The organism is Haloferula helveola, from assembly GCF_037076345.1.
GTDB lineage: Bacteria > Verrucomicrobiota > Verrucomicrobiia > Verrucomicrobiales > Akkermansiaceae > Haloferula > Haloferula helveola.
Map to the genome: position 1 here is coordinate 2521270 of NZ_AP024702.1, position 23704 is coordinate 2544973.

The 23704-nt window shown below is 63.5% G+C and carries 20 protein-coding genes; 14 read left to right on the forward strand and 6 right to left on the reverse strand.

The annotated features are described in order from the left end of the window. Positions 1 to 252: 252 nt before the first annotated feature. A complete protein-coding gene (locus HAHE_RS09285; protein WP_338690435.1) occupies positions 253 to 1350 on the reverse strand; it encodes an acyltransferase family protein in 1098 nt (365 codons plus the stop codon). A gap of 300 nt (positions 1351 to 1650) precedes the next feature. On the opposite strand from HAHE_RS09285, the gene HAHE_RS09290 reads away from it, so the two are divergent. Beyond that, complete coding sequence (locus HAHE_RS09290) at positions 1651 to 2568, forward strand: M28 family metallopeptidase (protein ID WP_338690437.1); 918 nt, start codon at positions 1651 to 1653, stop codon at positions 2566 to 2568. Positions 2569 to 2572: 4 nt separating this feature from the next. Here HAHE_RS09290 and HAHE_RS09295 read toward each other — a convergent pair whose 3' ends face one another. Continuing rightward, positions 2573 to 3553, reverse strand: coding sequence for an alkaline phosphatase D family protein (locus HAHE_RS09295; RefSeq protein ID WP_338690439.1), 981 nt, complete (start codon positions 3551 to 3553; stop codon positions 2573 to 2575). 236 nt (positions 3554 to 3789) lie between these two features. Between HAHE_RS09295 and HAHE_RS09300 the strand changes: the two genes are divergently transcribed. The 10 genes from HAHE_RS09300 to HAHE_RS09345 all read left to right on the forward strand — a co-directional run bounded on the left by HAHE_RS09300 (position 3790) and on the right by HAHE_RS09345 (position 15548). Continuing rightward, complete coding sequence (locus tag HAHE_RS09300) at positions 3790 to 4428, forward strand: 3D domain-containing protein (protein WP_338690441.1); 639 nt, start codon at positions 3790 to 3792, stop codon at positions 4426 to 4428. 27 nt (positions 4429 to 4455) lie between these two features. After that, complete coding sequence (gene nth, locus HAHE_RS09305; RefSeq protein ID WP_338690443.1) at positions 4456 to 5109, forward strand: endonuclease III; 654 nt, start codon at positions 4456 to 4458, stop codon at positions 5107 to 5109. Positions 5110 to 5244: 135 nt separating this feature from the next. Next, the gene (locus HAHE_RS09310; protein ID WP_338690445.1) at positions 5245 to 6030 is read left to right on the forward strand and encodes a MotA/TolQ/ExbB proton channel family protein; all 786 of its coding nucleotides are present in this window, start codon (positions 5245 to 5247) and stop codon (positions 6028 to 6030) included. Between the two features lie 68 nt (positions 6031 to 6098). Next, positions 6099 to 6557, forward strand: coding sequence for a biopolymer transporter ExbD (locus HAHE_RS09315; RefSeq protein WP_338690447.1), 459 nt, complete (start codon positions 6099 to 6101; stop codon positions 6555 to 6557). A gap of 35 nt (positions 6558 to 6592) precedes the next feature. Then, entirely contained in the window at positions 6593 to 7057 is a 465-nt protein-coding gene (locus HAHE_RS09320) for a biopolymer transporter ExbD (protein WP_338690449.1), read from the forward strand. 151 nt (positions 7058 to 7208) lie between these two features. Next, the gene (locus HAHE_RS09325) at positions 7209 to 10217 is read left to right on the forward strand and encodes a tetratricopeptide repeat protein (RefSeq protein ID WP_338690451.1); all 3009 of its coding nucleotides are present in this window, start codon (positions 7209 to 7211) and stop codon (positions 10215 to 10217) included. Positions 10218 to 10249: 32 nt separating this feature from the next. Continuing rightward, positions 10250 to 11245 carry a hypothetical protein gene (locus HAHE_RS09330; protein ID WP_338690452.1) on the forward strand — a complete coding sequence of 332 codons (996 nt, stop codon included), beginning with the start codon at positions 10250 to 10252 and terminating at the stop codon, positions 11243 to 11245. Between the two features lie 142 nt (positions 11246 to 11387). Next, on the forward strand, positions 11388 to 12752 hold the full coding sequence (locus tag HAHE_RS09335) for an arylsulfatase (RefSeq protein ID WP_338690453.1): 1365 nt from the start codon (positions 11388 to 11390) through the stop codon (positions 12750 to 12752). 519 nt (positions 12753 to 13271) lie between these two features. Further along, entirely contained in the window at positions 13272 to 13613 is a 342-nt protein-coding gene (locus HAHE_RS09340; protein ID WP_338690454.1) for an SH3 domain-containing protein, read from the forward strand. A 60-nt stretch (positions 13614 to 13673) separates the two neighbouring features. Further along, entirely contained in the window at positions 13674 to 15548 is a 1875-nt protein-coding gene (locus tag HAHE_RS09345; protein WP_338690455.1) for an ankyrin repeat domain-containing protein, read from the forward strand. Between the two features lie 106 nt (positions 15549 to 15654). On the opposite strand, the gene HAHE_RS09350 is transcribed toward HAHE_RS09345, so the two are convergent. After that, positions 15655 to 16989: a radical SAM protein gene (locus HAHE_RS09350; RefSeq protein WP_338690456.1), complete on the reverse strand. Its 1335-nt coding sequence runs from the start codon at positions 16987 to 16989 to the stop codon at positions 15655 to 15657. 182 nt (positions 16990 to 17171) lie between these two features. Between HAHE_RS09350 and HAHE_RS09355 the strand changes: the two genes are divergently transcribed. Then, positions 17172 to 17519, forward strand: coding sequence for a P-II family nitrogen regulator (locus HAHE_RS09355; RefSeq protein ID WP_338690457.1), 348 nt, complete (start codon positions 17172 to 17174; stop codon positions 17517 to 17519). Positions 17520 to 17848: 329 nt separating this feature from the next. Here HAHE_RS09355 and HAHE_RS09360 read toward each other — a convergent pair whose 3' ends face one another. Then, a complete protein-coding gene (locus tag HAHE_RS09360) occupies positions 17849 to 20020 on the reverse strand; it encodes a transglutaminase domain-containing protein (RefSeq protein WP_338690458.1) in 2172 nt (723 codons plus the stop codon). A gap of 154 nt (positions 20021 to 20174) precedes the next feature. Between HAHE_RS09360 and HAHE_RS09365 the strand changes: the two genes are divergently transcribed. Beyond that, positions 20175 to 21002: a hypothetical protein gene (locus tag HAHE_RS09365; RefSeq protein WP_338690460.1), complete on the forward strand. Its 828-nt coding sequence runs from the start codon at positions 20175 to 20177 to the stop codon at positions 21000 to 21002. A 3-nt stretch (positions 21003 to 21005) separates the two neighbouring features. On the opposite strand, the gene HAHE_RS09370 is transcribed toward HAHE_RS09365, so the two are convergent. Further along, on the reverse strand, positions 21006 to 21755 hold the full coding sequence (locus HAHE_RS09370; RefSeq protein WP_338690461.1) for a M14 family metallocarboxypeptidase: 750 nt from the start codon (positions 21753 to 21755) through the stop codon (positions 21006 to 21008). 3 nt (positions 21756 to 21758) lie between these two features. Further along, positions 21759 to 22892, reverse strand: coding sequence for a citrate/2-methylcitrate synthase (locus tag HAHE_RS09375; RefSeq protein WP_338690463.1), 1134 nt, complete (start codon positions 22890 to 22892; stop codon positions 21759 to 21761). A gap of 125 nt (positions 22893 to 23017) precedes the next feature. Between HAHE_RS09375 and tsaB the strand changes: the two genes are divergently transcribed. Next, positions 23018 to 23653, forward strand: a complete 636-nt coding sequence (tsaB, locus tag HAHE_RS09380; protein WP_338690465.1) for a tRNA (adenosine(37)-N6)-threonylcarbamoyltransferase complex dimerization subunit type 1 TsaB — start codon at positions 23018 to 23020, stop codon at positions 23651 to 23653. Positions 23654 to 23704: the final 51 nt, after the last annotated feature.

A 23704-nucleotide genomic window follows, 5' to 3' on the forward strand; every position in this document is an offset into this window, starting at 1 on the left:
GAGCGGATCACGACGACCGGCCTCACACCAGGACAGGGGCTACGAACCAACCGCGAAAGTCGCGAAAGGCCGCGAAATCCGAAGCAAGCGGGTATTTGAAACTATACAGATTTTGCGCGAATTCGCGATTTTCGCGGTTCAACCCCTTCATCGGGAATCGCGAAACGGCTACTGAATCGGATCAACCACGGATGGCTTTCCTTTGCGTGCTTGGCGACTTGGCGGTTCCATGCCTTGCCATCGGAAATCGTATCACACCCGCAGGAAGATCTTCTTCTTCCAAAGCACCCAGAGCACGAGCCATTCGATGAGGAGCGTGGTGGCGGCGAGGATGACGGGGCCGAAGTCGCCGGAGAGCCGGGCGATTCCTCCGGCGAAGAAAGTGGCGATGGCGGCGAAGGGGACGATTCGGGCGAGAAGGTAGATCGTCAGCGGATTCATGCCGACGATCTGCAGCGGCAGGCTCCAGTTGAAGCGGACGAAGTCGATGGCGAGGTGGAAGACGGCGAGCAGGACGAGCGAGATGCCGCCGGCATAGAGATTGAAGGTGCCGGTCCACCCGGCCTTGATCGGCGGGTATCCCAAGGTCTGGGACAGCCAGCCGGCCATGATGGCAACGCCGCCACAACCGGCGAGGAGGAGGACGTTCGCCAATCGGGGAGCCGGGGCTTTCCGCAATCGCTCGCCGGCAAAGGCTCCGGCGAGAGGAAGCACCGCGGCGGATACGAAGCAGAGGATGCCTTCCGGATCGAAGCTCCCGCCGTAGAGTCTTCCGGGCAGAAGGTGGCGGTCGATCCAGCCGTTGATGATGCCTTCCTCGGTGAGAACTCCGGCCCCATGGCCGGGCACGGGAACGAGGAGTTGGAGGACCGCGACGAGGACGAACAGTCCGGTCATCACCGCGATGCGGCCGCCGTTGTGCCGGACGAACAGCCAGGTCAGGGCGGCGAATCCGTAAGCCATGCCGATCTGGCCGAGCACGCTGGCAACGCGCAGCGTTTCGAAGCGGAGATCGAGGAGCCCGTTGTAGACCATGCCGAGAACCACCAGCAGCACGACCCGGCGGAGGATGCCGAGAGCGAGCTTGAGGCGGGACTTTCCTCCGTCCTGCTTCGCGCCGACCGACCACGGAATCGCGACGCCGGACAGGAACATGAAGAGCGGGAAGATGAGGTCGTAGGCGCGCAGGCCATCCCACGGCACGTGTTCCAGCTGGTGGGCCCAGGCATCGAGGAACGGGACATCGGTTGCCGCGGCGAGTCCGCGGAAGAAGGCGTCGAGCCCGATGATCCAGAGCATGTCGAAGCCGCGAAGCGCGTCGAGCGAGCGGAGGCGTCGGGTGGGTTCCATCGGGGACAGGCGTAGCGGAGGAATCCAGCGGGGAGAAGTGCGGGGTGGGACGATGCGGTTGCCCGGCGATGGGAGATCGGGCGCCGATTTGTAGCAGCGGGATGGATCCTGCGCGGGCACAGTCGCGACCACAGATGCGCGGCGTTCCCCACGCGGGCGGGCGCGTTCTTTGAATGGTAGAGGCGCAAATTCGCCAACAGCACCATGAACACGATCCACTCACTTGCCCGTCTGCTCGAATAGGACACCCGCCAACTCTGCCAGCCCGCCGGTCGGATGGTCGGCACTCCGGGTCACGCCGTGGCCGAAGACTTCGTCGCCCGGCGCCTCGCGGAGATCGGTTGCCAACCGTATCGCGGCGATTCGTTCGCCCTGCCCTACCGGCGGCACGATACCGACTTCACGAACTTTGTCGGGGTCGTCCCGGGAACAGACCGCACGCTGCCGCCGCTCCTGATCGGCGCGCATTACGACAGCGTGATCGCCGCCCCCTGTGCCGACGACAATGGTGCGGCCGTGGCGATCTGTCTGGCGCTCGGGAAACGCGCGGCGGATCTGGGCGGGTTCAAGCGGGATCTGGTGGTGGCGATCTTCGACGCCGAGGAGCCGCCCTATTTCCAGTCCGACGCGATGGGCAGCAACCGTTTCCACGAGGACCAGCTGGACGATCGCGGCGTCCATCTTGCGATCATCTACGATCTCGTCGGCCACGACATCCGTATCCCGGGAGTGAGAATGGCGGTCCCCGGGCTGGCCGGCCTCACCTTCGTCACCGGGTGCGAAAGCCATCCGGAACTGCCCGATCTCGTCGGGTCGGTCGAGCTGCCCGACAAGTTCAAGCTGGTCGCCACCCTCAACCGCTACGTCGGCGACATGAGCGACCACGGTGCGTTTCGGAAGAGCGGCACGCCGTACCTGTTTTTCTCCTGCGGTCGCTGGGAGCACTATCACGAGCCGACCGACACCCCGGACCGTCTGAACTACAGGAAGATGGCGCGCCTGACCGAGCTCTCGGCCGGTGTGTTGGAGCGTGCGGACAACGCCGGTCTCGACGAGTCCTCCGAGGCCGCCGATCCGGCATCATTCGAGGCCCGCACTTTCCGTCGTTCGCTCGGTGTTGCCTATCCCTTGTTCTGCAAGTGGGCGGGAGTTTCGGAGATCGACGACCGGGACTCGCTCGACCGGGTCGCCGGCAAACTGCTCGGCCTCGGGCTCTAGCGGGTCACGGATTCGCAGGACGGAGGTCGGCCAGCGACAGTTTGCGGGAGACCAGCTCGGTGCCTTCGGTGTCGACGGCGCGAAAGGTCACCGACGGCGTTTCTCCCCACTCGAAGGTCAGGAAACCCGCCTTGTCTCTGGCATGGATGACCGGTCCGACCCGGTTCCGATTGGCCGACTCCTTCTCGTCCTGATTGACGCCGGCGAAGGTGAACTCGACCGCATCGTAGCCGAAGCCTCCGGCCACTTCCGAGATCTCGGCGTAATGCTGGTCTCCGGATACGAGGAAGACTCCCTCGGTGGCCTTTTGTCGGATCAGGTCCAGCAGTCGTTGCTGCTCCTTGCCCGCCTTGGACCATGCTTCGAATGCCGAATCTTCGGTAAGCAGGACCTGTTGGCCCGAGACGATGACCCGGAATTCGGCCGGGCGCTCCAGCTCTTCGGCGAGCCACTTCCACTGCGTCTCGCTGAGCATCCGCGTCTTGTCCTTCGAGTAGCGGGTGTCGAGCATGATGACCTGCACGCGCTTTCCCGAAGGGCCGAAGACCCGAGCGCTGTAAACTCCCGGTCGGGCCCGCACGGCCGGATCATCCGGGAAGTTCCAGAAGTCCATGAAGATGGCCTTGCTCTCGTCGCGCTTCGGATAGCTCGCGCCCGAATTGTCCCAGCCGAAGTCGTGGTCGTCCCAGGTCGCCATCATCGGAATCGACTCCAAGGCCTTGAAATCGGGTCGCTTCGCGAGCGCGGCGTAGGCGGACTTCAGCTCCTCCATGTCGAGCGTGTCGCAGTAGAGATTGTCGCCCATCCACAGGAGCAGGTCGGGCTCTTGCACCGCGTAGCGTTCGAGAGCCGGCGCCTCTTTCGTGTGCCGCAGGCACGCGATCAGCCCGATGGATTCGAGAGGCTCGGCAAGGTCGGAGTCGCGCACCTCGCGGGCTTGGAGAATCACGGGAAATGTTAGCAGCAGGGTAAACCAACGGCTCATGGGCGGAGGATTGGCAGCGGGAATCACGACGACAAGCACCTGCACTGCGAAAGTCCCGAATCCGGCCGGGAGACGTGTTAGGCCGGAGAAACGCGACCATTTCGCGTAAACGCATCGTCCATACCCGCGATCTAACGCCCGAAGAATTGGTTTGCCGGAATGAAATTCGACCCGTAAAAAAGCCCCCTCGTTAAATTAGAACGTTCTGACGTTCAACGAATCCGAAAGATTCCCGCATGCGATTCCGCTATCTTTTCCTCGCCCTCTCGTCCGTCGTCTTCCTCGCCAGCTGCGGGAATGATCTGAGCATCGTCTCCAAAGAGCGGTCGCTGCGAAGTGGGTACTCCTACAGTGGAGGAGGAGGCTACACGACCGACGCACCGTCGAGCCGGGTCGTCTCGGCAGGCCAATCCAAGCCCAAGGACAAGCACGGGATGCCGCTTTATTCGGGTGACCGCCTGCGCCACGTTCGAACCACCGCCTACACCTGCACCGAGTCGGATCACCTGCAGTATGGCTCGATGAATGCCGCCGGCACCCCGCTGCGCTACAGCAGCCGCGTCCGCAGCGCAGCCGCCGACTGGTCGGTCTATCCCGTTGGCACGACTTTCAAAATCAAGGGGATGCCGCAGCTCTTCGTCGTCGATGATTACGGCTCCGCCCTCACCGGCACCGGCACCATCGACATCTACACGCCTTCCAAGGCCCACATGAAACAGTGGGGCCGCCGCAACGTTGAGATCGCGATTGTCCGCTGGGGTTCGTACGAGCGCAGCGCCCAGTTGCTCTCCAAGCGCACCCACCACGCGCACTGCCATCAGATGTATGCGTCGATCCAGCGGAAGCTGCAGAGTGGCTCGACCGCGATGCGCTGATTTCCGGAGCGTTCTTGTTCTCCCCCGATGACCCGGGCCGAACGCGCGGCGCATGTCGATCGCAGGCTCGCCGAGTTGTATCCGGAGACCCCGGTCCCGCTCGATCACCGCGACGCCTACACTCTGCTGGTCGCGGTTCTGCTGTCCGCCCAGTGCACCGACCTGAGGGTCAATCAGGTCACACCGGCCCTGTTCGAGTTGGCGTCCCGACCCGAGGACATGATGCGTGTCCCGGTCGAGCAGATCCGCGAGATCATCCGGCCATGCGGACTTTCGCCGCGGAAATCGAAAGCGATCTCCGATCTCTCCCGAATCCTTGTCGAGCAGCACGCCGGCGAGGTGCCGGCCGACTTCGCGGCGCTCGAGGCGCTGCCGGGTGTCGGCCACAAGACCGCATCCGTGGTCATGGCCCAGGCTTTCGGCGTGCCGGCGTTTCCGGTCGATACCCACATCCACCGGCTCGCCCAGAGATGGAAGCTGACCGGCGGGAAGAATGTCGATCAGACCGAGCGTGACCTGAAGAAACTGTTCCCTCGCGGAAGATGGAACGAGTTGCACCTACAGATCATCTTCTACGGTCGCGAACATTGCACCGCCAGAGGATGTGACGGGACCGTCTGTACACTCTGCCGGGAGATGTTTCCACGACGTCGCAAAGGCGTAGTAGTCACAAAGTCCTGACACGGATATTTGCGACCCGGATTCGCCCCAAGATTCCTTGGAGTACCGTAGTTTCTTTTTGAAATCTTTCCTTGCGGGGCAGGGAGGGATTCCGAGAATGCCGCCCCTACTTTGATACGAGAACAATCCCCGATCATGATCGAAAAACTCCAAAATCGTGCCGGCCGTACCGCCGCCGCAGTTATTACGACCGTCTTTGTCACCGCTCCGATGCTCATGGCGCAGGACGCGACTCCCGGTGACAAGAACGCCCTCCAGAAGTACGTTCTCGATGGTGGCGCGACCATGATCTTCATCGGTCTCGCGGTCCTCGCCCTGATCGCCCTCTGCGTCTTCAACTTCATCAACCTGACGAAGTCGAAGTTCTGCCCGGACGATCTCAAGATGGCGCTGATGGATCACATGACCAACTGCCGGGTGCGCTCCGCGATCGAGCTCGCCGCTTCCCATCCCTCCTACCTCGGCCGCATGATGGCCTACTCGCTTCCGAACATCGACGCGACCCGCCCGGAAGACCTCGGCCGCGACCAGATCGAGGACGCGATCGCCGACTTCTCGATCAACGAGAACCGCAAGTCGATGACCTGGGTCAACTACATCTCCCTCGTCGCGCAGGCCGCTCCGATGCTCGGACTTCTCGGAACGGTTATCGGTATGGTCCAGGCGTTCGGCATCCTCGCGGAAACCGGCTCGGCCGACCCCGCCCAGCTCGCCGGTTCGATCTCGGTCGCCCTTTTGACCACCATGTGGGGTCTTATCACCGCCATCCCGTCGCTGCTCGCCTACTTCTTCTTCAAGAACCGCCTCAACAACCTCGTCGCCGAGTGCCATCACGCCGCCGAGGACCTGATCAACGCGTCGGTCCAGACCGTCAATCAGGACGCATATCTTGCCAAGATTCCGGAAGGCGTCGCCGTTTGATCCGGTGGGAACGGGCGGTTCCGACATGCGGATCCGCCCTCCCGTGAAACTCCGAACCAAACCGAACGATGGCCTCCGGCAACAAACTCCGCGCCGCCAAAGCGAACGAAGGCGACGATCTCCAGATCGACATGTCGCCGATGATCGACATGGTCTTCCTCCTGTTGATCTTCTTCTTGGTCAACGCGACGATGATCATCGTCAAGCAGGACACCCGGGTGACCCCGCCGATCGCCAAGAACTCGAAGAAAGCGAAGGACGGCAACGGCCGGATCGTGATCAACATCCTTGAGGACGGCAGCTTCTATGACGAGACCGGCACGGTAAAGCTGGAGACGGACGAAGACATCTTCGACCTCGTCAAGGAGGAGAAGGAGAAGGTCGACCTGCAGGGCTACGAGCCGAAGCTCCACCTTCGCGGTGACCAGGAGGCGGTCTTCAAGTACTGCCGCCAGGCCATCCGTGCCTCCGCCAAGGCGGGCGTCGACAAGGTCCTGTTCGCCACCTACGCGTTCCCGCGCAACTGAGCCATCGACGGACCGAAAAAACTCCCACGACTTCCATGTCCCGCCATAAGAGAGACGAAGCCCTTGAGGAAGACGAACCGAAGCTCGACATCTCGTCGTTGATTGACGCGACCTTCCTTCTGCTCATCTACTTCCTGGTCACCACCACCATTGTCCCGCGCGAGCAGGACGTGCCTATGACCCTGCCGGCCGCGGCGCCGAGCGAGACTCCTCCGGAGATCGAGCCCAAGCTGATCAAGATCGATGCCAACGGCGCGATCTTCGTCGGCTCCGGTGCCTCGCAGATCCCGATGGACAGCGACGCCGAGAACCGCGACGTGCCGATGCTCTACGAGGATCTCAAGTCGTATGCCGACGCCGCGAAGTCCGCGAGCACCGAGCCTCTCGTGCAGATCTATGTCGATGGCGGTGCCAAGCAACAGCGCGTCATCGATGTCCTCAACGCGCTGACCGGCGTCGAGATCTCGAAAGTCACCTTCACGGATCTCGTCGATCCGTGACCGCGTGGCGGGCGCTCTACGTGAGACCCCGCAACCGGAAAACTCCAAGATCCCGCGGCGCCGGCCCGTTGTCCCTTGCGGGATGCGCGAGTCGGCGCTTCTCTTTTAAGACAAGAACCATCCAACCCGAAACCACCCCGATCCACCAGCCATGAATCCTCTCCGGCGAATCCTCGCGCCCCTGCTTGGCGCATGCATTGCGGCGGGCTTCCTCGCGGCCCCGGCCGCGCATGCCCAGCTCGATGCCACCCCGCAGTCGCTCAACGCGAAGGCGACCGACGAAATGAAGGCGGGCAACTGGGAGGCGGCGCTCAAGCTGCTGACCACCTGCGTCGACCGCTTCGACAAGAATGCGATGACCCTCTTCGGTCCGCAATTCGGTGTCACGTGGTACCGCAAGGGCTACTGCGAGCTGAAGCTGCAGCGTTGGGACGAAGCGAAGAAGTCCTTCGAGAAGTGCTATCGCGACTATGCCAACAACGCCTCCACCGCGGAGAGCGGCGGCAATGTCTACAACAAGCGCTCGCTCCTCTACTGGGGTCAGGCCGCCCAAGGCGGTGAGGACTGGGAAGAGGCGATCCGGATGTACAAGAAGTTCGTCGCCGAGCGCGACAAGGCCCGCGACAAGTTCGAGCCGGGTCCGTACTTCATCAACATGGCCATCTGCAACCTGAAGCTGAACCGCATCCCGGAGGGCATCGAGCACTTCGAGACCGCGCTGAAGAACAAGGTCGCCTATCGCACCCCGGAGGCCGGGATCGTCGCCGCCTTCCAGGCACTCGTCGACGCGGTGATCGAGAAGCGCGACGAGAAGGCGCTGCTCTCGTTCATCGAGGCCAACCGCGCCGACATCGTGATCGAGCCGTACGACATGCAGCCTTACTGCTCGCTGTTCCTCAGCCTCGCCGGTAAGGCCTACAACGCCGAGATGGAGGCCAGCGCGTTCGCGCTCTACCAGCTCATCCCCTCGACCAAGGTGATGCAGGAGGACATCAAGTCGCGCGTGACCCGCATGGGTGACCGTCCGGGGATGGTGGACGGCACACGGACCATCCGGCGCACCTCGCTTGAGAAATCGCAGGATGCGCTGGAAGCGCAGGTCAAGTCGGGTGACCCGAACGAGGTGATCCAGCTCTCCGCCACCGCCTTCCTCCACGAGAACAAGGGCAACGTCCGCGGCGCCTACGCCAGCTACGAGCAGCTCGAGCTCTTCTACGACAAGAGCAAGAAGCGTGAGACCCACCTCTACAACCTCGTCCGCACCGCCTCGGTGATCGGCGAGGTGATGCCGACCGAAAAGTACGGCTCCCGTTTCCTTCGCGACTTCCCCGACTCCAAGCATGTGCCGGCGGTCCGCCGCCTGATGCTCACCTCGCTGTTCTACGGCGGCCAGTACGAGAAGTGCATCGAGATCGCCACCGAGATGCTGCCGAAGCTGAAGGAAGGCACCAAGGAACACGACATCTGCCTGCACGTCCTCGGCGGCAGCTACTACTACACCGGCCAGTACAAGGATGCGCAGCCGCTGCTCGACCAACACGTCGAGATTTATCCGAAGAGCGGCTTCGAACAGGCCGCCCTCTACTTCCAGGCCTCGAACCTCTCACGCCTGCAGTTCTGGTCGAAGTCGGCCAAGCTCCTCGACGGCTTCTTCGAGAAGCATCCGGATCCGTCGCAGAACATCTACTTCCCGTTCGCGCTGTATGACCGGGCCAACTGCCACTACGCGCTCGACGAGTTCGAAGCCGCGCTGACCAAGCTCGACCGACTCGAAACCGAGTTCCCGAACGCGGACGTGATCGACATGGCCTACAACCTGAAGGGCAACGTCCTCCAGAACCTCAACCGTCGCGACGAAGCCGAGACCTACTACATCAAGGCCCTCGAACTGGCGGAACGCCGTGAGAACGACATCGTCGCCGGCGAGGCGCTCAACTACCTCGTGGCGATGCTCGGCGAGAAGCCGAAGAAGAAGGACGACCCGGGCCGCATGAAGGATGCGATCCCGTATGCCGACAAGTTCTGGAAGGAATACGGCGACGAGTCCCCCTACAAGGCGCAGGTCGCCGTCGGCCAGATCCACGCGATGCAGTCGGTCGGCCGCGGCGAAGAGGCCCTCGACCGCCTCCGCGACGTGATCGCCGACCTCGCCGGCAGCCCCGGTGCGGTGGGACTGGAGGAAGCGATCGGATCCTATACAGAGGCATTCCTTGATGCGGGGAATACCCCGGAGCAGCTCAAGGAGCTTTACTACAACTTCCCGGGCATCAAGGCCTCGAACAAGGCCGCTCGCGCGCTGCTGCGCATCGCTCTCATCGGGGTCTTCGAAGAGCAGGTCAAAAAGGCCGGCGACGATGAGCAGAAGCGGATCCAGGCCGAGGCCGGTATCAAGGTCCTTTTCACCGACCTCAAGAACGAGTTCGACCTGAGCGACCTCTCGAACTTCATCCTCGTCCGCGTTGGTGACTTCATCCGCGAGACGAACAGCCCGCGTGAGGCGCTGCCCTACTACGACGAGGCCCTCAAGCGTGAGGACAAGAGCTACCGCTTCCCGGCCCTCTTCGGCCGCGCCGCGGTGCTCGCGGGCGGAACCGCCGCCGAGAAGTCCAAGGCGATCGACGACTTCAAGCGCGTGCTGAAGGACTCCGAAGACCGCGCCGACCGTGACCGCGCACTGTTCCGCATGATCGCGACGCAGATGGACACCGGCAAATACCAGGAGGCCAAGGACAACGCGCGGAAGTACCTCGATCCGAAGGACGGCTTCAACAAGAACAAGATGGAGGTCGCGATGCTGCTGGCCGAAGCCTACGACAAGCTCGGCATGGCCGAGGAGGCGATGGCCGCCTACATCAACGTGATGAACTCCTACAAGGGAGCCATCCGGATCTCGGCACCCGCCGTGAAGCGGGCGATGGAGCTCTTCTGGGCACGCAACAGCGAAAGCAACGGCGTCTCCGACAAGCAGGGCGCCTACAACCTGGGCCGGATCTACGTCGACCAGACGCGCCGCATTGTCCTCGGTGACGCGAACACACAGGCCAAGGCTTCCGACGAGGAAGTCGAGCTGTGGAAGGAAGTCGAACGGTTGGTCGAGCAATACGTCGCCAGCCCCGACGTGAAGTCGAAGGAGCAACTGGCTGAAGAAGCCAAGAAGTGAGCCCAGCGAGAAAACCGAACCTGATCACGATCATGAAATCCCGTTTCACTCCCGCCCTCGCCGCCATCCTGATGGCGCTACCCGCGGCCCACGCCCAGCGCTTCCAGCAGGAAGCCATGCTGGTCTTCAGCGACGCTGACTACGAGCGCGTCTGGATCGCCGATGCCAACAAGGCGAGCATCCTCTACTTCGAGACCGAACAAGGCGTCGACTCGAAGAAGATGAGCATCTCCGAGCCACAGTCGATCTGGCTGATGGAACCGCCGGAATACACCGAGGCCATGGAGCTCTACCAAGGCCGCAAGTACGAGGAAGCCCGCGAGAAGTTCGCGACGGTGCGCGAGAAGTACAAGAAGCTGATCACGCTGCCCGACAACCACTCGAGCCTCGCTGCTTTCTACGAAATGGAATGCCTCCGCAAGCTGGGCATGCTCGACGAGCTTGCCGAGGCGGAGAAGACCTTCCTGCCGGACGACCGCAACAGCCTGACCCGCGAACATCACCTGAAGCAACTCGACCTCTACACGATGTGGGAAGCGGTGCGGGTTAAGGAATGGCCGCGTCTTGAACTGATGGCCAAGGAGTGGCTCGAGAAGAACATTCCCGGTTACCAGCGTGCGCAGGTCGGTTACTGCCTCGGACTTTCGCTCGAGGGCCAGAAGCGGCCGATCGAGGCGATCAACGCCTACAACATCGGCATGACCGCCGATACCGGGGCTTCCGAGCGCATCACATCCGAGTCGGCGCTCAACGCGCTGCGTCTCTACCAGGAAGACGAGACAGTGAAGCTGGCGGTCAAGCTGTACGGCACGCCCGACGAGGACCCGGACTCAAGCGGCATGCTCAAGCTCCGGGAAGCCGCCTCGCTTGCCTCGCTCTACGAGCTGACGCTCGGCGGCGGCCAGCCGCTTCCGGCATCGGCCAAGGGCCTGCTCAAGTACAAGGACGACAGCAAGCCGAAGCCCGCTCCCGAGAAAGAGGAGGGCGAGAAGCCGAAGGAAGATCCGAAGAAGAAAAAGGACAAGTAAGCCTTCCCTGATTTCACGGCGGCTGCGGGTGTTCCCGCAGCCGCTTTTTTTGTGCAAGAGTTCACGCTCAACGGGTCAGCGGCGAAAGGGCAGGTTTACTTCGGCGTATCGGCGGGTTACCCAGATCCGACACCGACCCGCCATGATCCGTCCTCTCGCCTTTATCCTGCTGCTCGCCGCCTCGGCATTCGCCAAGCCCAACATCCTTTTCATCATCACCGACGATCTCGGTTACGGAGACCTCGGCTGTTACGGGCAGAAGCATTTCAAGACTCCGGTGCTCGACGGCCTCGCGAAGAACGGCCTGCGGTTCACCGACCACTACTCCGGCACGACGGTCTGCGCGCCTTCCCGTTGCGCGTTGATGACCGGCCGTGATACCGGGCATGCCTCGATCCGCGGCAACGGAGCCTTCACCTTGCTCCCCGACCCGCAGGATCCGACGATCGCCTCGATGCTGAAGTCGGCCGGCTACCGCACGGCGATGATCGGCAAGTCGTGCGTCACCGGAAATACGCAGGATCCGAAGGTCGTGCTGAACAAGGGCTTCGATGTCTTCTACGGGACCACCAGCCATGTCGACGGCCACTGGCGCTACCCCGAGTTCATTTACGACCAGGCCGAGAAGGTGACCCTCAAGGGCAACTCGCTCCACGACGGGGATCAGTACGATGCCGAACTCTACACCAAGCGTGCCGAGAAGTTCATCGCCGAGACCGAGGGCCCGTTCTTCCTTCTGCTGTCCTACCCGATCCCCCACGCTTCCGTGCTGGCCCCCAAGGGAGGGGAGGCCGACATCCCGAACGACGTCGACTACATGCCGAAGAAGTTCCACTACTCGCAGGTCAAGGGCGTGAAGGGGAACTACGGTGGCATGGTCATGGCGATCGATGATTACGTCGGGCGTTTGATGAAGGCGCTGGAGTCGAAGGGCGTGAGCGATGACACCCTGATCCTTTTCACGAGCGACAACGGTTCGCACTTCGAGGGTGGCTACAAGGCACAGATGCTCGACTCGAACGCGCCGCTCCGTGGGGGCAAGCGGGACCTCTACGAGGGTGGCATCCGGGTGCCGCTCATCGCCCACTGGCCGAACGGCATCAAGACCCCCGGCGAGCCTTCGCATCCGTCCGCGTTCTGGGACTTCATGCCGACCGCCTGTGAGCTCGCGGGGATCGAGGTGCCTGCCGGGATCGAAGGCATTTCCTATGCGCCGACGCTCACCGGCAAGGGCGAGCAGAAAAAGCACGAGTACCTCTACTGGGAGTTCCACGAGCAAGGTGGCCGACGGGCGCTGCGCGTTGGCGACTGGAAGTTGGTCCAGTACGGTCTCAAGCCCGGTGGCAAGTTCGGCAAGCCGCAGCTTTTCGATCTGAGCAAGGACATCGGTGAGCAGAACGATCTCGCCGCGAAGCACGCGGACCGGGTGAAGGAGATGATGTCGACGATGGACGCGGCCCGTGTGGAGAGCCCCCGCTTCAAGCAGGCGGGGCTGGACGGGCTGTGACCGGACTACTTTTCGAAATGTCGTAGCCGTCTGGAAGCAAACGGCGACGTCCGATTTGTGGTAAGAGCAGGCCGCTGACTGCACAAGCGGACCGCGCGAGCCCACTCGCGCATTTGCCGGACTAACGGGGCGCGAGTGGGCACGCGCGGTCCTTTGGATCAGGCGAACTCCCGGCCGTCAAAGTGGCTCGTGGAGCGGAGTGGATCACCACGACCGGAGAGGGAAAAAACCCATGAAATCCCTCTCCGGTCGTGGATCACCGTGACAGGTCGGGGGACAAACCCAGAGAAACTCCCCGACCTGCCACGGAACCATCCACGAGAAAATGTTTAGCAGCACCGGTGCCAAGTTTTCGGTGGGCGATTCGATTCCGGGGCGCATTTTTTTGGAAAGGGCCCCTTCGGTGCGCCCCCTTCATGGTCGGATTTTTCCGCCATGAGCGTGCCGCATGTTCGGGACAAACTGTCCGTACCTGACTTGGCTCTTGGAACTGACGATCCGACGGGACAGCATCCGAACATGCCTGAATTCGTGGCGAATGCGGACTATGAGGAGAAGGATAGCAACCCGATCCGATTGCGGGCGGGTGACGAGGTGACGGTCGGACCGGTCGACCGGGCGTGGCCGGGTTGGGTCTGGGCGGTGGATGGCAACGAGAACGATGGTTACGTTCCCGAGCAAATCCTCGAACCTCTCGGTGAGGGGCGATTTTCCGCGATGGAGGACTTCGATCCGACCGTGCTGCATGTCCGGCGTGGCGACGTCCTTGAGTCGCTGAAGCAGATTCACGGCTGGCACTGGTGCCGGAACGAGTCCGGCCAGCACGGATGGGTGGCCGGCTACCTCCTGCGCCCGCGCTGAGTTGCCGAAAGCATCGGGTGTCCTTGAGCAACCGGCGCGGAGGTGCTAGCAGTCTCATCCGTGCGGACACGCCGAACAGGAGGTTGGTCGATGCTGGCGATCGGGATCGCCCTGCTTTCGGCATCCTGCGATTCGCCCGGCAAGCGGGCGATGAAGGAACTGAGCGCCCGCAAGATCGAGGCGAGCGGGCCCGCCCTTTTGCGGGCGGTCGAGGAGAACGACGTCTCCAACCTTCAACTGCTGCTGGCGGCCGGAGTCTTCACCGATCAGCGGGATGAGCAGGGACGCTCGCCGCTTCACCGGGCGATCGAAGCCGGGCAGATGGATGCGGCGTGGTTGTTGATCGACGGTGGAGCCGATGTCCACGCGGAGACCCCGGATGGCGTAACTCCTCTGACCCTGGCGGTGGTTTCCGAACAGCAGGCGCTGGTGGACCGCTTGCTCGATGCCGGGGCGAAACCCGACGGACTCACACCGGACGGATCGATGCTCATTCCGTGGGCCATCCGCAACGGCAGGATCGACTTGGTCCGCAGCCTGATGAAAGGCGGAGCCGATCCCCACCAGAAGGACGTCGACGGCAACCCGCTGCTCCACGTCGCGATGGAAGCGGGACGCAAGCAGTTGGCGGCGGAGTTGGTTTCTCTCGGCGCGGATTGCGGAGCCACGAATGCGGCGGGCGAGTCGGCGCTGGTCATCGCGATCCGCAAAGGCTGGCGCGACCAGGTCGGCCCGCTGGTACGACGGGGGGCGGATCCGAACCTGCCGGATGCGGAAGGCCTCACGCCGCTGGAGCGTGCGATCCGGGAGGAAGACTTCAGCTTCGCCGCCGAGCTTGGCCGTCTTGGTGCGGTGCCGGCGGGTGGCAGCCTGGAAGTCGCGCTCGCCGATGCCTATGACCGCCGCGATGCTGACCGGGCCCGCTGGCTGCTGCGCTTCGGCGCGCGGCCCTCGCCAGATGGTGGACGTTGCCTCGTCCGTCAGGCGGTGGAGGATGACGAGATCGGATTCCTCCATCTGTTTCTCGGTTACACCGGAGTGCCCGACGGCTTGTTGTACGAGAACTGCCGTAGCGGCAGGACGCACATTGTCTCTTTGCTGCTCGCTCATGGTGCCAACCCGAACCCGTGCCGAGCTCCGTTTCTCGAGACACCCTTCACTGCGGCTGTTTCCCGCTGTGGGGACGGGCTTGCGATGCGGCTGTTGGCAGCCGGCGCGAATCCGAACCTGCGTGGAGCTTCCGGCGCGCGTCCCCTGCACGTCGCGATCGCGCGCGGCCGACCGGCTTCCGTTCGGATGCTGCTCGGGGCGGGAGTCAATGTGAACTCGCCGCTCGAGACCCCGGCCGACCCGAGATTTCTCAAGATGGTCCGGGGGGCGACGATGCGCTTCCTGTTGAAGAAGGACCAGCGGGTGACTCCGTTGATGCTGGCGGTGGACAGTGGATCGGTCGAGACCGCGAGACTCCTGTTGGAACGAGGTGCCGACATCAATGTCTGGACCCGACGCCACCGGATCTGGCCGATCAACATCGCCGGCCGGAACAGCGACGTGCCGATGATGCGGCTGCTGCTCGGCAAGGATCCCCACGTCGAACAGCGGGAGGTCATCATCGATCTTTCCGACCAGCGCCTGCAGGTGTTCGGGACCTCGGGTGAGGAAATCTTCAACACCAAGGTGTCGACCGGGAGGAAAGGCTACGAGACGCGGACCGGAGAGTTCGCGATCACCAACCGCTACCGCCACTGGACTTCGACGATCTACAACGCGGGCATGCCCTACTTCCAACGCCTGAGTTGCAGCGACTTCGGTTTTCACCAGGGCTACGTGCCGAGCTACCCGGCCTCGCACGGCTGCATCCGGGTGCCGGCCGGGAACGCTTCGAAGCTGTTCACCCTGCTCGAGCTCGGAGACCGGGTGCGGATTGTGCCGTGAAGGTAGGGTCGACCGCCCCCGGTCGACCGTTGAATGGCCGAACAGCTCCGACGACTTGGGCGGGGTGACGGACAAGCGAGGGCGCTTGTCCCTACCTTTGTCAACCCTACCCCCGCGCGTAGTACCGACAAAACGAGTCGAGCTGGCCATCCGGCCGGATGACATGGGTGCAGCAGCGGTCGATGCGGTCCTCGTCCCAGTCCCACTCGTCCATGAAAGGCTTGATGAAGACGCGGAACGCGTGGCGCTCCTTCATCTCGTAGCGGTGGAGGATCTCGCCCAGCTCGGTGTTCTCACAGCCGCACCGGATCAGGTCGGCCAGCTCGTAGCGGACCTTGTCGCGGAGGAAGCCCTGCACTTCTGTGAAGTCGATGAACTCGGAAATGCTGCGCACCCCGACCGGGGTCCGCAGCAAGTAGCCGATGATGGCGCAGTTCGGATCCCCGCACGGCAGAGGCGTCAGGTCGCGCTCGGAGAGCCGGCTCTCCGGATGGGCGAGCAATTCCAGCACGACGTCGGCCGCATTCAGCCGGCGGGACGTCGGTCCGGGCACGCGGCCGCTGCCGAAGGCGGGTTGGAACGAGACCCCGCGGCAGGCATCGAAGGGCAGGCCGACCTCGATCGTCGGCCAGACCTGGTCGAGGTTCGCCGGAGTGACGGTCATGGCGAGGGTGAAGGGGATGGCCTTCCGGTCGCACAGCCGCATGACCTCCATCTTGGTCGCCCGCAGGTCGGCGCCTCGCAATTCCTTCTGGCCGGCCTCACCCGGTCCGTCGAACTGAAGGTAGAGCTGGAAGGCCCCACGAGCGGCGCGCTCGGCGAGTCCGTCGAGGAACTCAGGGTCCTGCTTCAGCCGCAGACCGTTGGTGTTCAGCAGGCAGTAGTCGATCCGGGGCTCGGCGTGGATCCAGTCGAGAAGTTTGAAAAATTCCGGGTGCAGGGTCGGCTCACCTCCCGAGAGCTGGAGGATCTCGATGCTCCCCTTTCGATCGAGCACGCCCAGGATCCGCTCCCTGAGCTGTTCGAATGGATGATACAGCAAGCGGTCGGCATGGGTGCCGGTCGGAGAGTCGGCGAAGCAGGTCGGACATGCCAGATTGCAGGAGTCGACGATCTCGATCAGCGCGAGGCAGGTCGAGAGTTCCTCGGGGCCACCGGGCTTGCCGGCATTCTGGCCAAGCGTGCCCGGGGTGGCCGAGCCGCCGGACGGGCAGGCACACCCTGGCCCGCAGGCATTCGCCGGATCGCCCTTGGCCAGCCAGTGGAAGCGGGCGTCGGTGGCGATGCAGACATCGTGCCCGCCATGGTCCGGACAGGTCCGGGTGAGGTAGACGCGACCCTTCTCCCCCTCGGCTTTCCACACCTCTCCCGGGCATGGCTTCCGGCAGACGGGGCACTTTGATGTCGTATGCTTCAGGGACTGCTTGAAGGTCGGGAGCATGATGGTATCGCCAAGCGTGTCAGGGGCAGCCTGACAGGAATGGACGGGAACGAAAGCGGCTGCTGAACCGATTTCCTCTCGCCAAAGATCAAGGCGTGGCGTTAGATTCAGAGAGTTCTAAAAAATTTCCAAGAACACTTGGCACGCCCGCTGCTAATTTGCCTCCCAGACCAACCGCCAACATGAAAAAAATCGAAGCGATCATCAAACCATTCAAGCTGGAAGAAGTGAAGGAAGCCCTTGCCGAGGTTGGCATTCAGGGCATGACCGTCACTGAGGTGAAGGGATTCGGCCGCCAGAAGGGCCACACCGAAATCTATCGGGGTTCCGAGTATACCGTCGACTTCCTGCCGAAGGTGAAGATCGAGATCATCGTCGACGACGAGCAGGCCGGATCGGTGGCCGAAGCGATCGTGAAGAGCGCGAACACCGGCAAGATCGGTGACGGCAAGGTCTTCATCGCTCCCGTCGAGGAAGCGATCCGCATCCGGACCGGCGAGACCGGCTCCGCTGCCGTGGCGGTCAACTGACCCGCCCCCCAGTTTTTCTCTGCTGTTTCATGGTCGGCCGCTTCCTTCGGGAAGCGGCCGTTCTTTTTGAGGGACGGGGAAGGTCCCGTCCTTGAGAACTGACCACTCTGCCTGCGCCCCTTCGGGGCTAAAGAATACCGCAAGCGACGGGACCACGGGGTGAACCCCGTGGCTAACTGCCGACGCACCTTCGGCGCTCTCTTAGGTGGCACGGTGGGTCATCGTGCCGGCGTGCCACGGCTGTAACGGCGTGGTGCGGCTGCGGACTTGCCGACTTGCCGACTTGCCGACTTGCCGGCGCGCTGCGGCTGCCGGACGTGCCAGCGTGGTCAGTTGAGGATCACTTCTGCGGTCGGGCACGACTTGGGGTCGGGTCGGGCGGCGAGGGCAGCTTCGATCACCTTCACGCTGCGGCGTGGCTCGAAGGTCTTTGCTGGCTGATCGTTCACCGTAACGCTCACCGGTTGGTCGAGATCGATCAGGGCGTCGTTCAGAAGCAAGCGGGTGCCCTTCGGCACGTCGCCGCTCAAGTGGACCGTCTGTCCGTCGACCGTCGCTTCTATGCGTTGGTCCTTCTTCGCCGCTCCGTCCGGTAGCTGGATCCAGTAGAAGCGGTCGTGGGTGACATCGTCCTGCAGCCACACGATCTTCTTCGGCCATGCTTCACGCGTGAACTTGGCCATCCATGGCACGGCCTCGGCGTCCTTGCGGTTCATCCAGTGAGGCAGGCCCGGGTAGATGCGGGACATGTGGACGTAACCTTCCGGGTCGGCCTTGTGGAGCTCGTCGAGTCGCTTGGAGCGCTCGGCCGCGATCTTGTTGCGGTCGTAGGCGGCATCGTTGCCGCCCATGAAGATCGCGAACGGCAGGTTCCGGAGGCCGTCGAGTTGGGCCTCGTTCGGGTGTCCGGCCATCATCGAAGCGGCGGCAAACCGATCGGCCATCCGCGGCCCGAGCTGCCAGACGCCGTCGCCGCCGGCCGAGTAGCCCATCAGGTAGACCTTGTCCGGATTGACGCCACGCAGCGCGACCATGTCCTCGATGAGCCGGGAGAACATCGGATCGATGTGTCCTTGGTGCCAAAGATTCCACGTGTCGGTGGGGGCGCGGGGCGCGACGTAGATCCCTTCCTTGGGCTCGTAGAGTCGGATCTGGTTCTGCCACTGCTGGTCGTTCACACGGGCCGGGGCGCCGCCACCGCCGTGCATCGAGATCCATAGGCTGCGGCCGTCGGCCGGTGCGTCGCCGAAGGTCTTCTCCAGCCACTTCAGGGTCTTGTCGCCATGCTTGATTTCCTTTGCCGCCAATTCACCGGCGCGGGCTTCAAGGTCACTGGCGAGGGTCTTGAGGTAGCTGAGGCGGATGGCCGAGGGCGCGGATTCGGCGGTGATCGGTCCCGCCGGGATTTCCGCTTTCTTCAAATCGTCGCGACGCGCGTCGAAGGTCGACTCGCCCGCGGTCGCCGTGATCGGTCCGGACTCGAGCAGGCTGCCATCGACCATGAACCATGCCCGATAGCGGGTCCCCGGAGTGACCGCGACACGGGGCATGTCGTTCAGGTCCGCCGTGCCGGCCTTCGTCAGGAAATGCTGAAGCTGTCCGCCGGTTTCGGGAGCCACGAATCCGTGCACGACCTTTCGCTCGTCGCCGTCGAAGAAACGGATGCCCAAGACGGGTTTGGCTTCGGCGGGTTTCGCGTAGCGATCCGTCACGTTGACCGCCGCCACGCTCTTCGACTGCGGCGACCAGACCAGCGGGAAGCTCAATCCGTCCTTCTTCCATGAGGTCGCGTAAATCGCGTGGATCGGCTCATCGGCGCGGGCCTTGCCGGCGTCGCCGGTAAACCATCCGCGGTTCAGCCCCTTGGCGTTGTATTCATCGGCTCCGGTGAAGTGCCAATCCTGATCCCAGATCTCGACCCAAGTGTGGTTGCCGCGGCCGTTGGTCCACATCGGGGTGCCCACGGCGCGGGCGGGGATGCCGACCGCGCGACAGACATCGACGAGGATGATCGAGAGTCCGGTGCAGGTCGCCTTACCCTGTTCGATCGACTCCTTCGGGCTCTGGTTGGTCCGCTTGCGCTCGGTGTTGTAGTGGGTGTTGATCAGCTTGAAGAAGTACCGGTTGAGGATCTGGGCGGCCTCGGTGGCGGTCTTGGCATCCTTCACCAACGGGGTTGCTTTCTCCAGGAAGTCGGCGCGCCACGGGTCGCGCGGCTCGTCGAAGACGGCGTACGGGAGGACGTCGTTGAGGAAGATATCCTCGGGGACTTCTTTGGCCCACGGGAAGGTCTCGCGTGCCTTCAACGCAAGATCGAGGTTCTCCGTGAGGAACTCCGCCGAGAGGGATTCGCGGTCCTTCTCGGGCATGTGCTCGACGAGGAACTTCGCGGCCTTCTCTCCGAAGTTGCCGTGCTTCTCTTTCGCGGCAGTGATGAATTCGTCAGTCGGCCCGGCCACGGCAAAGGTCGCGGTGGCGAGCAGAAATAGGATGGGTCTCATGTTGCCGAGCCTAGCGATGCCGACCGCGGGAGCCATCTATTTGGAGTGCTATGGAAGTCCTGAAAGCCAGAGCTTCCGGAAGATTGTCAGGGCAGGACCGGCCTGATACTCGACGCGGATGCAGAGGGATGTGCGCGGCTGGCTTGGCTGCATCATGGCGCCACTGGTCGCCACCGCGGTGGGGCCGGTTGCTTTTGTCGTGCTATGGCTCGTGGACCAGCTGCGGTATGTTAGGGTACCGCCCGGTGGCGGGCCGCTGGATCTGTATTGGCGTGACGTACTCGAGGTCTTTCTCGCGGTAGCGGTCGTCTTCCATCCCACGCTGTTTCTCGCCTATCTGATCTTCCACCTGTTGGTGAGGCGGAAGGTCGTCGGAAGGTTCAAAAGGCCGTACCTCACCTTCTCTCTGGCGGGTGGGGGAATGCTCGGCGTGCTCCTGTTGTTCGCGATGCTGGTGATCGGTCTGACGTGCTCCGATGACCGATGGGTCAGCTGGGAGTGGCTTGATGTGTGGATCCGCCATTTGGCCACTTGGGAAGGTGCCTCTTTCTATCTGGGCTGCGTCTTCATCTCATCGATGATGCTCGGGCTGGCTGCCGGGATCTTCCTGCCGCCACCGATGCCGGGTCAGGGACGTCAGCCCATCAAGCGGCGCCTGTTGATCTCCGCCGGGCTTTTCATCACTGTCCTCATCTCGGCATGGGCACCGGTGTATTTCATCTGGAAGCGGGGGTCGGACCGGGCGGGGTGCATCATGAACATCCGCAACGTCCAGCAGGCGTTGCGCTCCTATCAGGGGATGAACAGCTCAGAACTCGCACCCAAGGAGAAGCTGGTGGGTCCCGGCCTATTCATCGAGGTCGAGCCCGAGTGCCCGAGAGGCGGGACCTATTCTTGGCATCAGGTGGGGTGGAACATGGGCCAGCTCATGCTCCGGTGCTCGTGTGAGGAGCACGTTCCGCCGAACCATAAGGATTGGTGACGACTAGTCGCGGGACGAGGACGTCCCGCCTCCCAGCACGGCCCGCACGGCGGCGACGTGCGCGGCAGTCCGCTCCTCGATGGCGGCGCTGCTGGGGGTCTCGAAAGTAAACGAGAGCGGGCAGCCGAGCTCGGCCATGAAGATCGCCTCGGGCCAGTGGTCGGGAAGGTCGGCGGTGGCCGGGTGGTAGATCCAGCCGGGCTCGCGGACGTCGTGGTCGTCGATCACCGCATTCGGCTCGGCCGGAAACCATGGCGCGACGGCGTCGAGGATCCGGCTCGCCCGTGCGGGGCGGTCGGTCCCGAGGTTGATCTCGTAAAAGTAGAAACCGCTGCTTTCCCAGTCTTCGTGCAGCGAGAGGAAGAGGTGGGGCAGGGGGCGTTTCTCCAGCCACTCGGCGTGGGCGCGCGCTTCCGGGGTGACCCGCCGCAGGTAGTCGCGGTTGATGTCGAATCCCGCGGCTGTGTCGCGCGTGCCGGCAGCGAGCCCGGTAGGATTCACCGCCGGGCACAGGGTCCAGGCCTGGGGCCCATCGAAGGCTCCGGTTTTCAGGAGCTCCAGCGCGGCCAAGGGTCCGGCCGGTTCGTCGCCGTGGATCCCGGCCGACAGGTAAGCGGGCTGGCCGTGCTCGGGACCGACGAAGCCAAGGATCGGCCCGGCTGCGGTTTCGAGGAGTGTTTCGGTCGAAAACCCCCGGGCCTCGGCCTCGCGACGGAAGTCACGGAGGAAGGCGGCGGGGTCGAAGTCGCTCACGGCTCAGCGATTTTCGATCGGCGGCACCGGCATCAGCTCGCTGGGTCCGACGTAGAGGGTCATCGGGCGATAGAGGCGGTTGTCGCGGAGCTGTTCGAGCACCTGCGCGGTCCAGCCGGAGGCGCGGGCGATCGCAAAGATCGGGGTGAAAAGATCGGTCGGGATGCCCAGCGAGTAGTAAACGGTGGCCGAGTAGAAATCGACGTTGGCGTTGAGCCCCTTGCGCTCGCGCATGATCTCGGCGATGCGCTCGGACATCTGGATCCACTTCGGCTCGCCGAGTTCCTCGGTGAGCTGGACGGCGAGCTTGCGGAGGTGCGGGGCGCGGGGGTCGAGCACCTTGTAAACGCGGTGGCCGATGCCCATGATCTTCTCCTTCCGGGTCAGCTTGCCTTCGACGTATTCGTCGACCTTCGCAGGATCGCCGATTTCCTCGAGCATGTGGATCACGCCCTCGTTGGCGCCGCCGTGGAGCGGTCCCTTGAGCGTGCCGACCGCCGAGGTGATGGCGGAATACATGTCCGAGAGGGTCGCGACCGTGACCCGGGCCGAGAAGGTCGAGGCGTTCATGCCGTGGTCGGCATGGAGGGTCAGGGCGACGTCGAGCGTGCGGATGGCGCGGTCGGTCGGAACCTCACCGCCATTGATCAGGTAGAGGAAGTGGGCGGCCTCGCAGAGATCCTCGCGGATCGGCGGCAACTCGAGACCTTGGCGGAAGCGGTGGAAGGCGGCGACCAGGACCGGGATCTTGGCGCAGATCGAAAGCGCGATGGCGGCGTCTTTCTCGAGGTCCGGCTCACCGATGGTGGCGCGTTTGTCGTAGAGCCCGAGCATCGACACGCCGGTGCGCACGATATCCATCGGGTTGGCGTCCTTCGGGGCGTTCTTGAGGAAGTCGATCACCCCGGCAGGAAGCTCGCGGTCGGTGCGGAATGCCTTCTCGAAGGCCTCGAGCTCGTCCTGCTTCGGCAGCCGGTTGTAGTGGAGGAGGTAAACGACTTCCTCGTAGCTGCAGTTCTCGACCAGATCGTCGATGTGGTAGCCGAGGTAGCTGAGGCGGCCCGCCTTTCCTTCGACGTTGGAGAGGGCGGATTCGTTGGCGATGACTCCTTCGAGGCCTTTTGCGTATTCGGTCATGACAGAAAAAGGGGGTGTGGCCTCCGTGCACGGGGACCGCGAGGAAGAAAGCGACTGGACCGAGCCCACGCAAGGGAGAATCCGCGAACCTTGCCGGACCCGATTCCCCGAGCTAGGGCTGGGGCGTGGCCAGCCTCCTCGCGATCGAATCCAGCACTCCGCGTGCCTCTCTGGTGCTGTGGCGTGACGGAGAGGTCGTTTTCGAGGGAGGCTTCGAAAGCGACCGCCACCACAACGCGCTACTCTTCGCGCCTCTGCGACAGGCGATCGAGATTTTGGGCGAAAGTCGGCTCGATGAGGTGATCGTCGGAACCGGTCCGGGCAGCTACAGCGGCACCCGTGTCGGGATCGCCGCCGGTCAGGGCGTCGGACTCGTCCACGACTGCCCGGTGGTCGGGCTGTCCTCTCTGCTGGCGCTCGGTTTTGCCGAGGGAACCGTCGTTGGGGATGCGCGGCGCGGATCCGGGTGGTGGGCCGAGATTGGCGACGGATTGCCGGATCCCCAGCTGGCCGAGGCCGCCGAGCTGCCGGGTCTTGTCCCTGGCGAGGTATTCGCGTTGGAAGATTTGGGAAAACTGGGACTGCCCCCGGAGATTGAAGTTCGTCCTGCTCAGCCGACTGCCCGACGGCTGGTCGAGGCGTGGTTGGCGCTCGATGAGCCGACGCGTGCTCCGCTCCGTGCCGAGCCGCCTCAGCCGGCCTACCTTCGTCCTCCGCATATCACCGAGGCGAAGAAGGGGCACCCGCTGCTGCGGAAGTGAGGGGGGGCAGAGGACCGCGCGAGCCCACTCGCGCCCCGGAAGCCCGGAAGG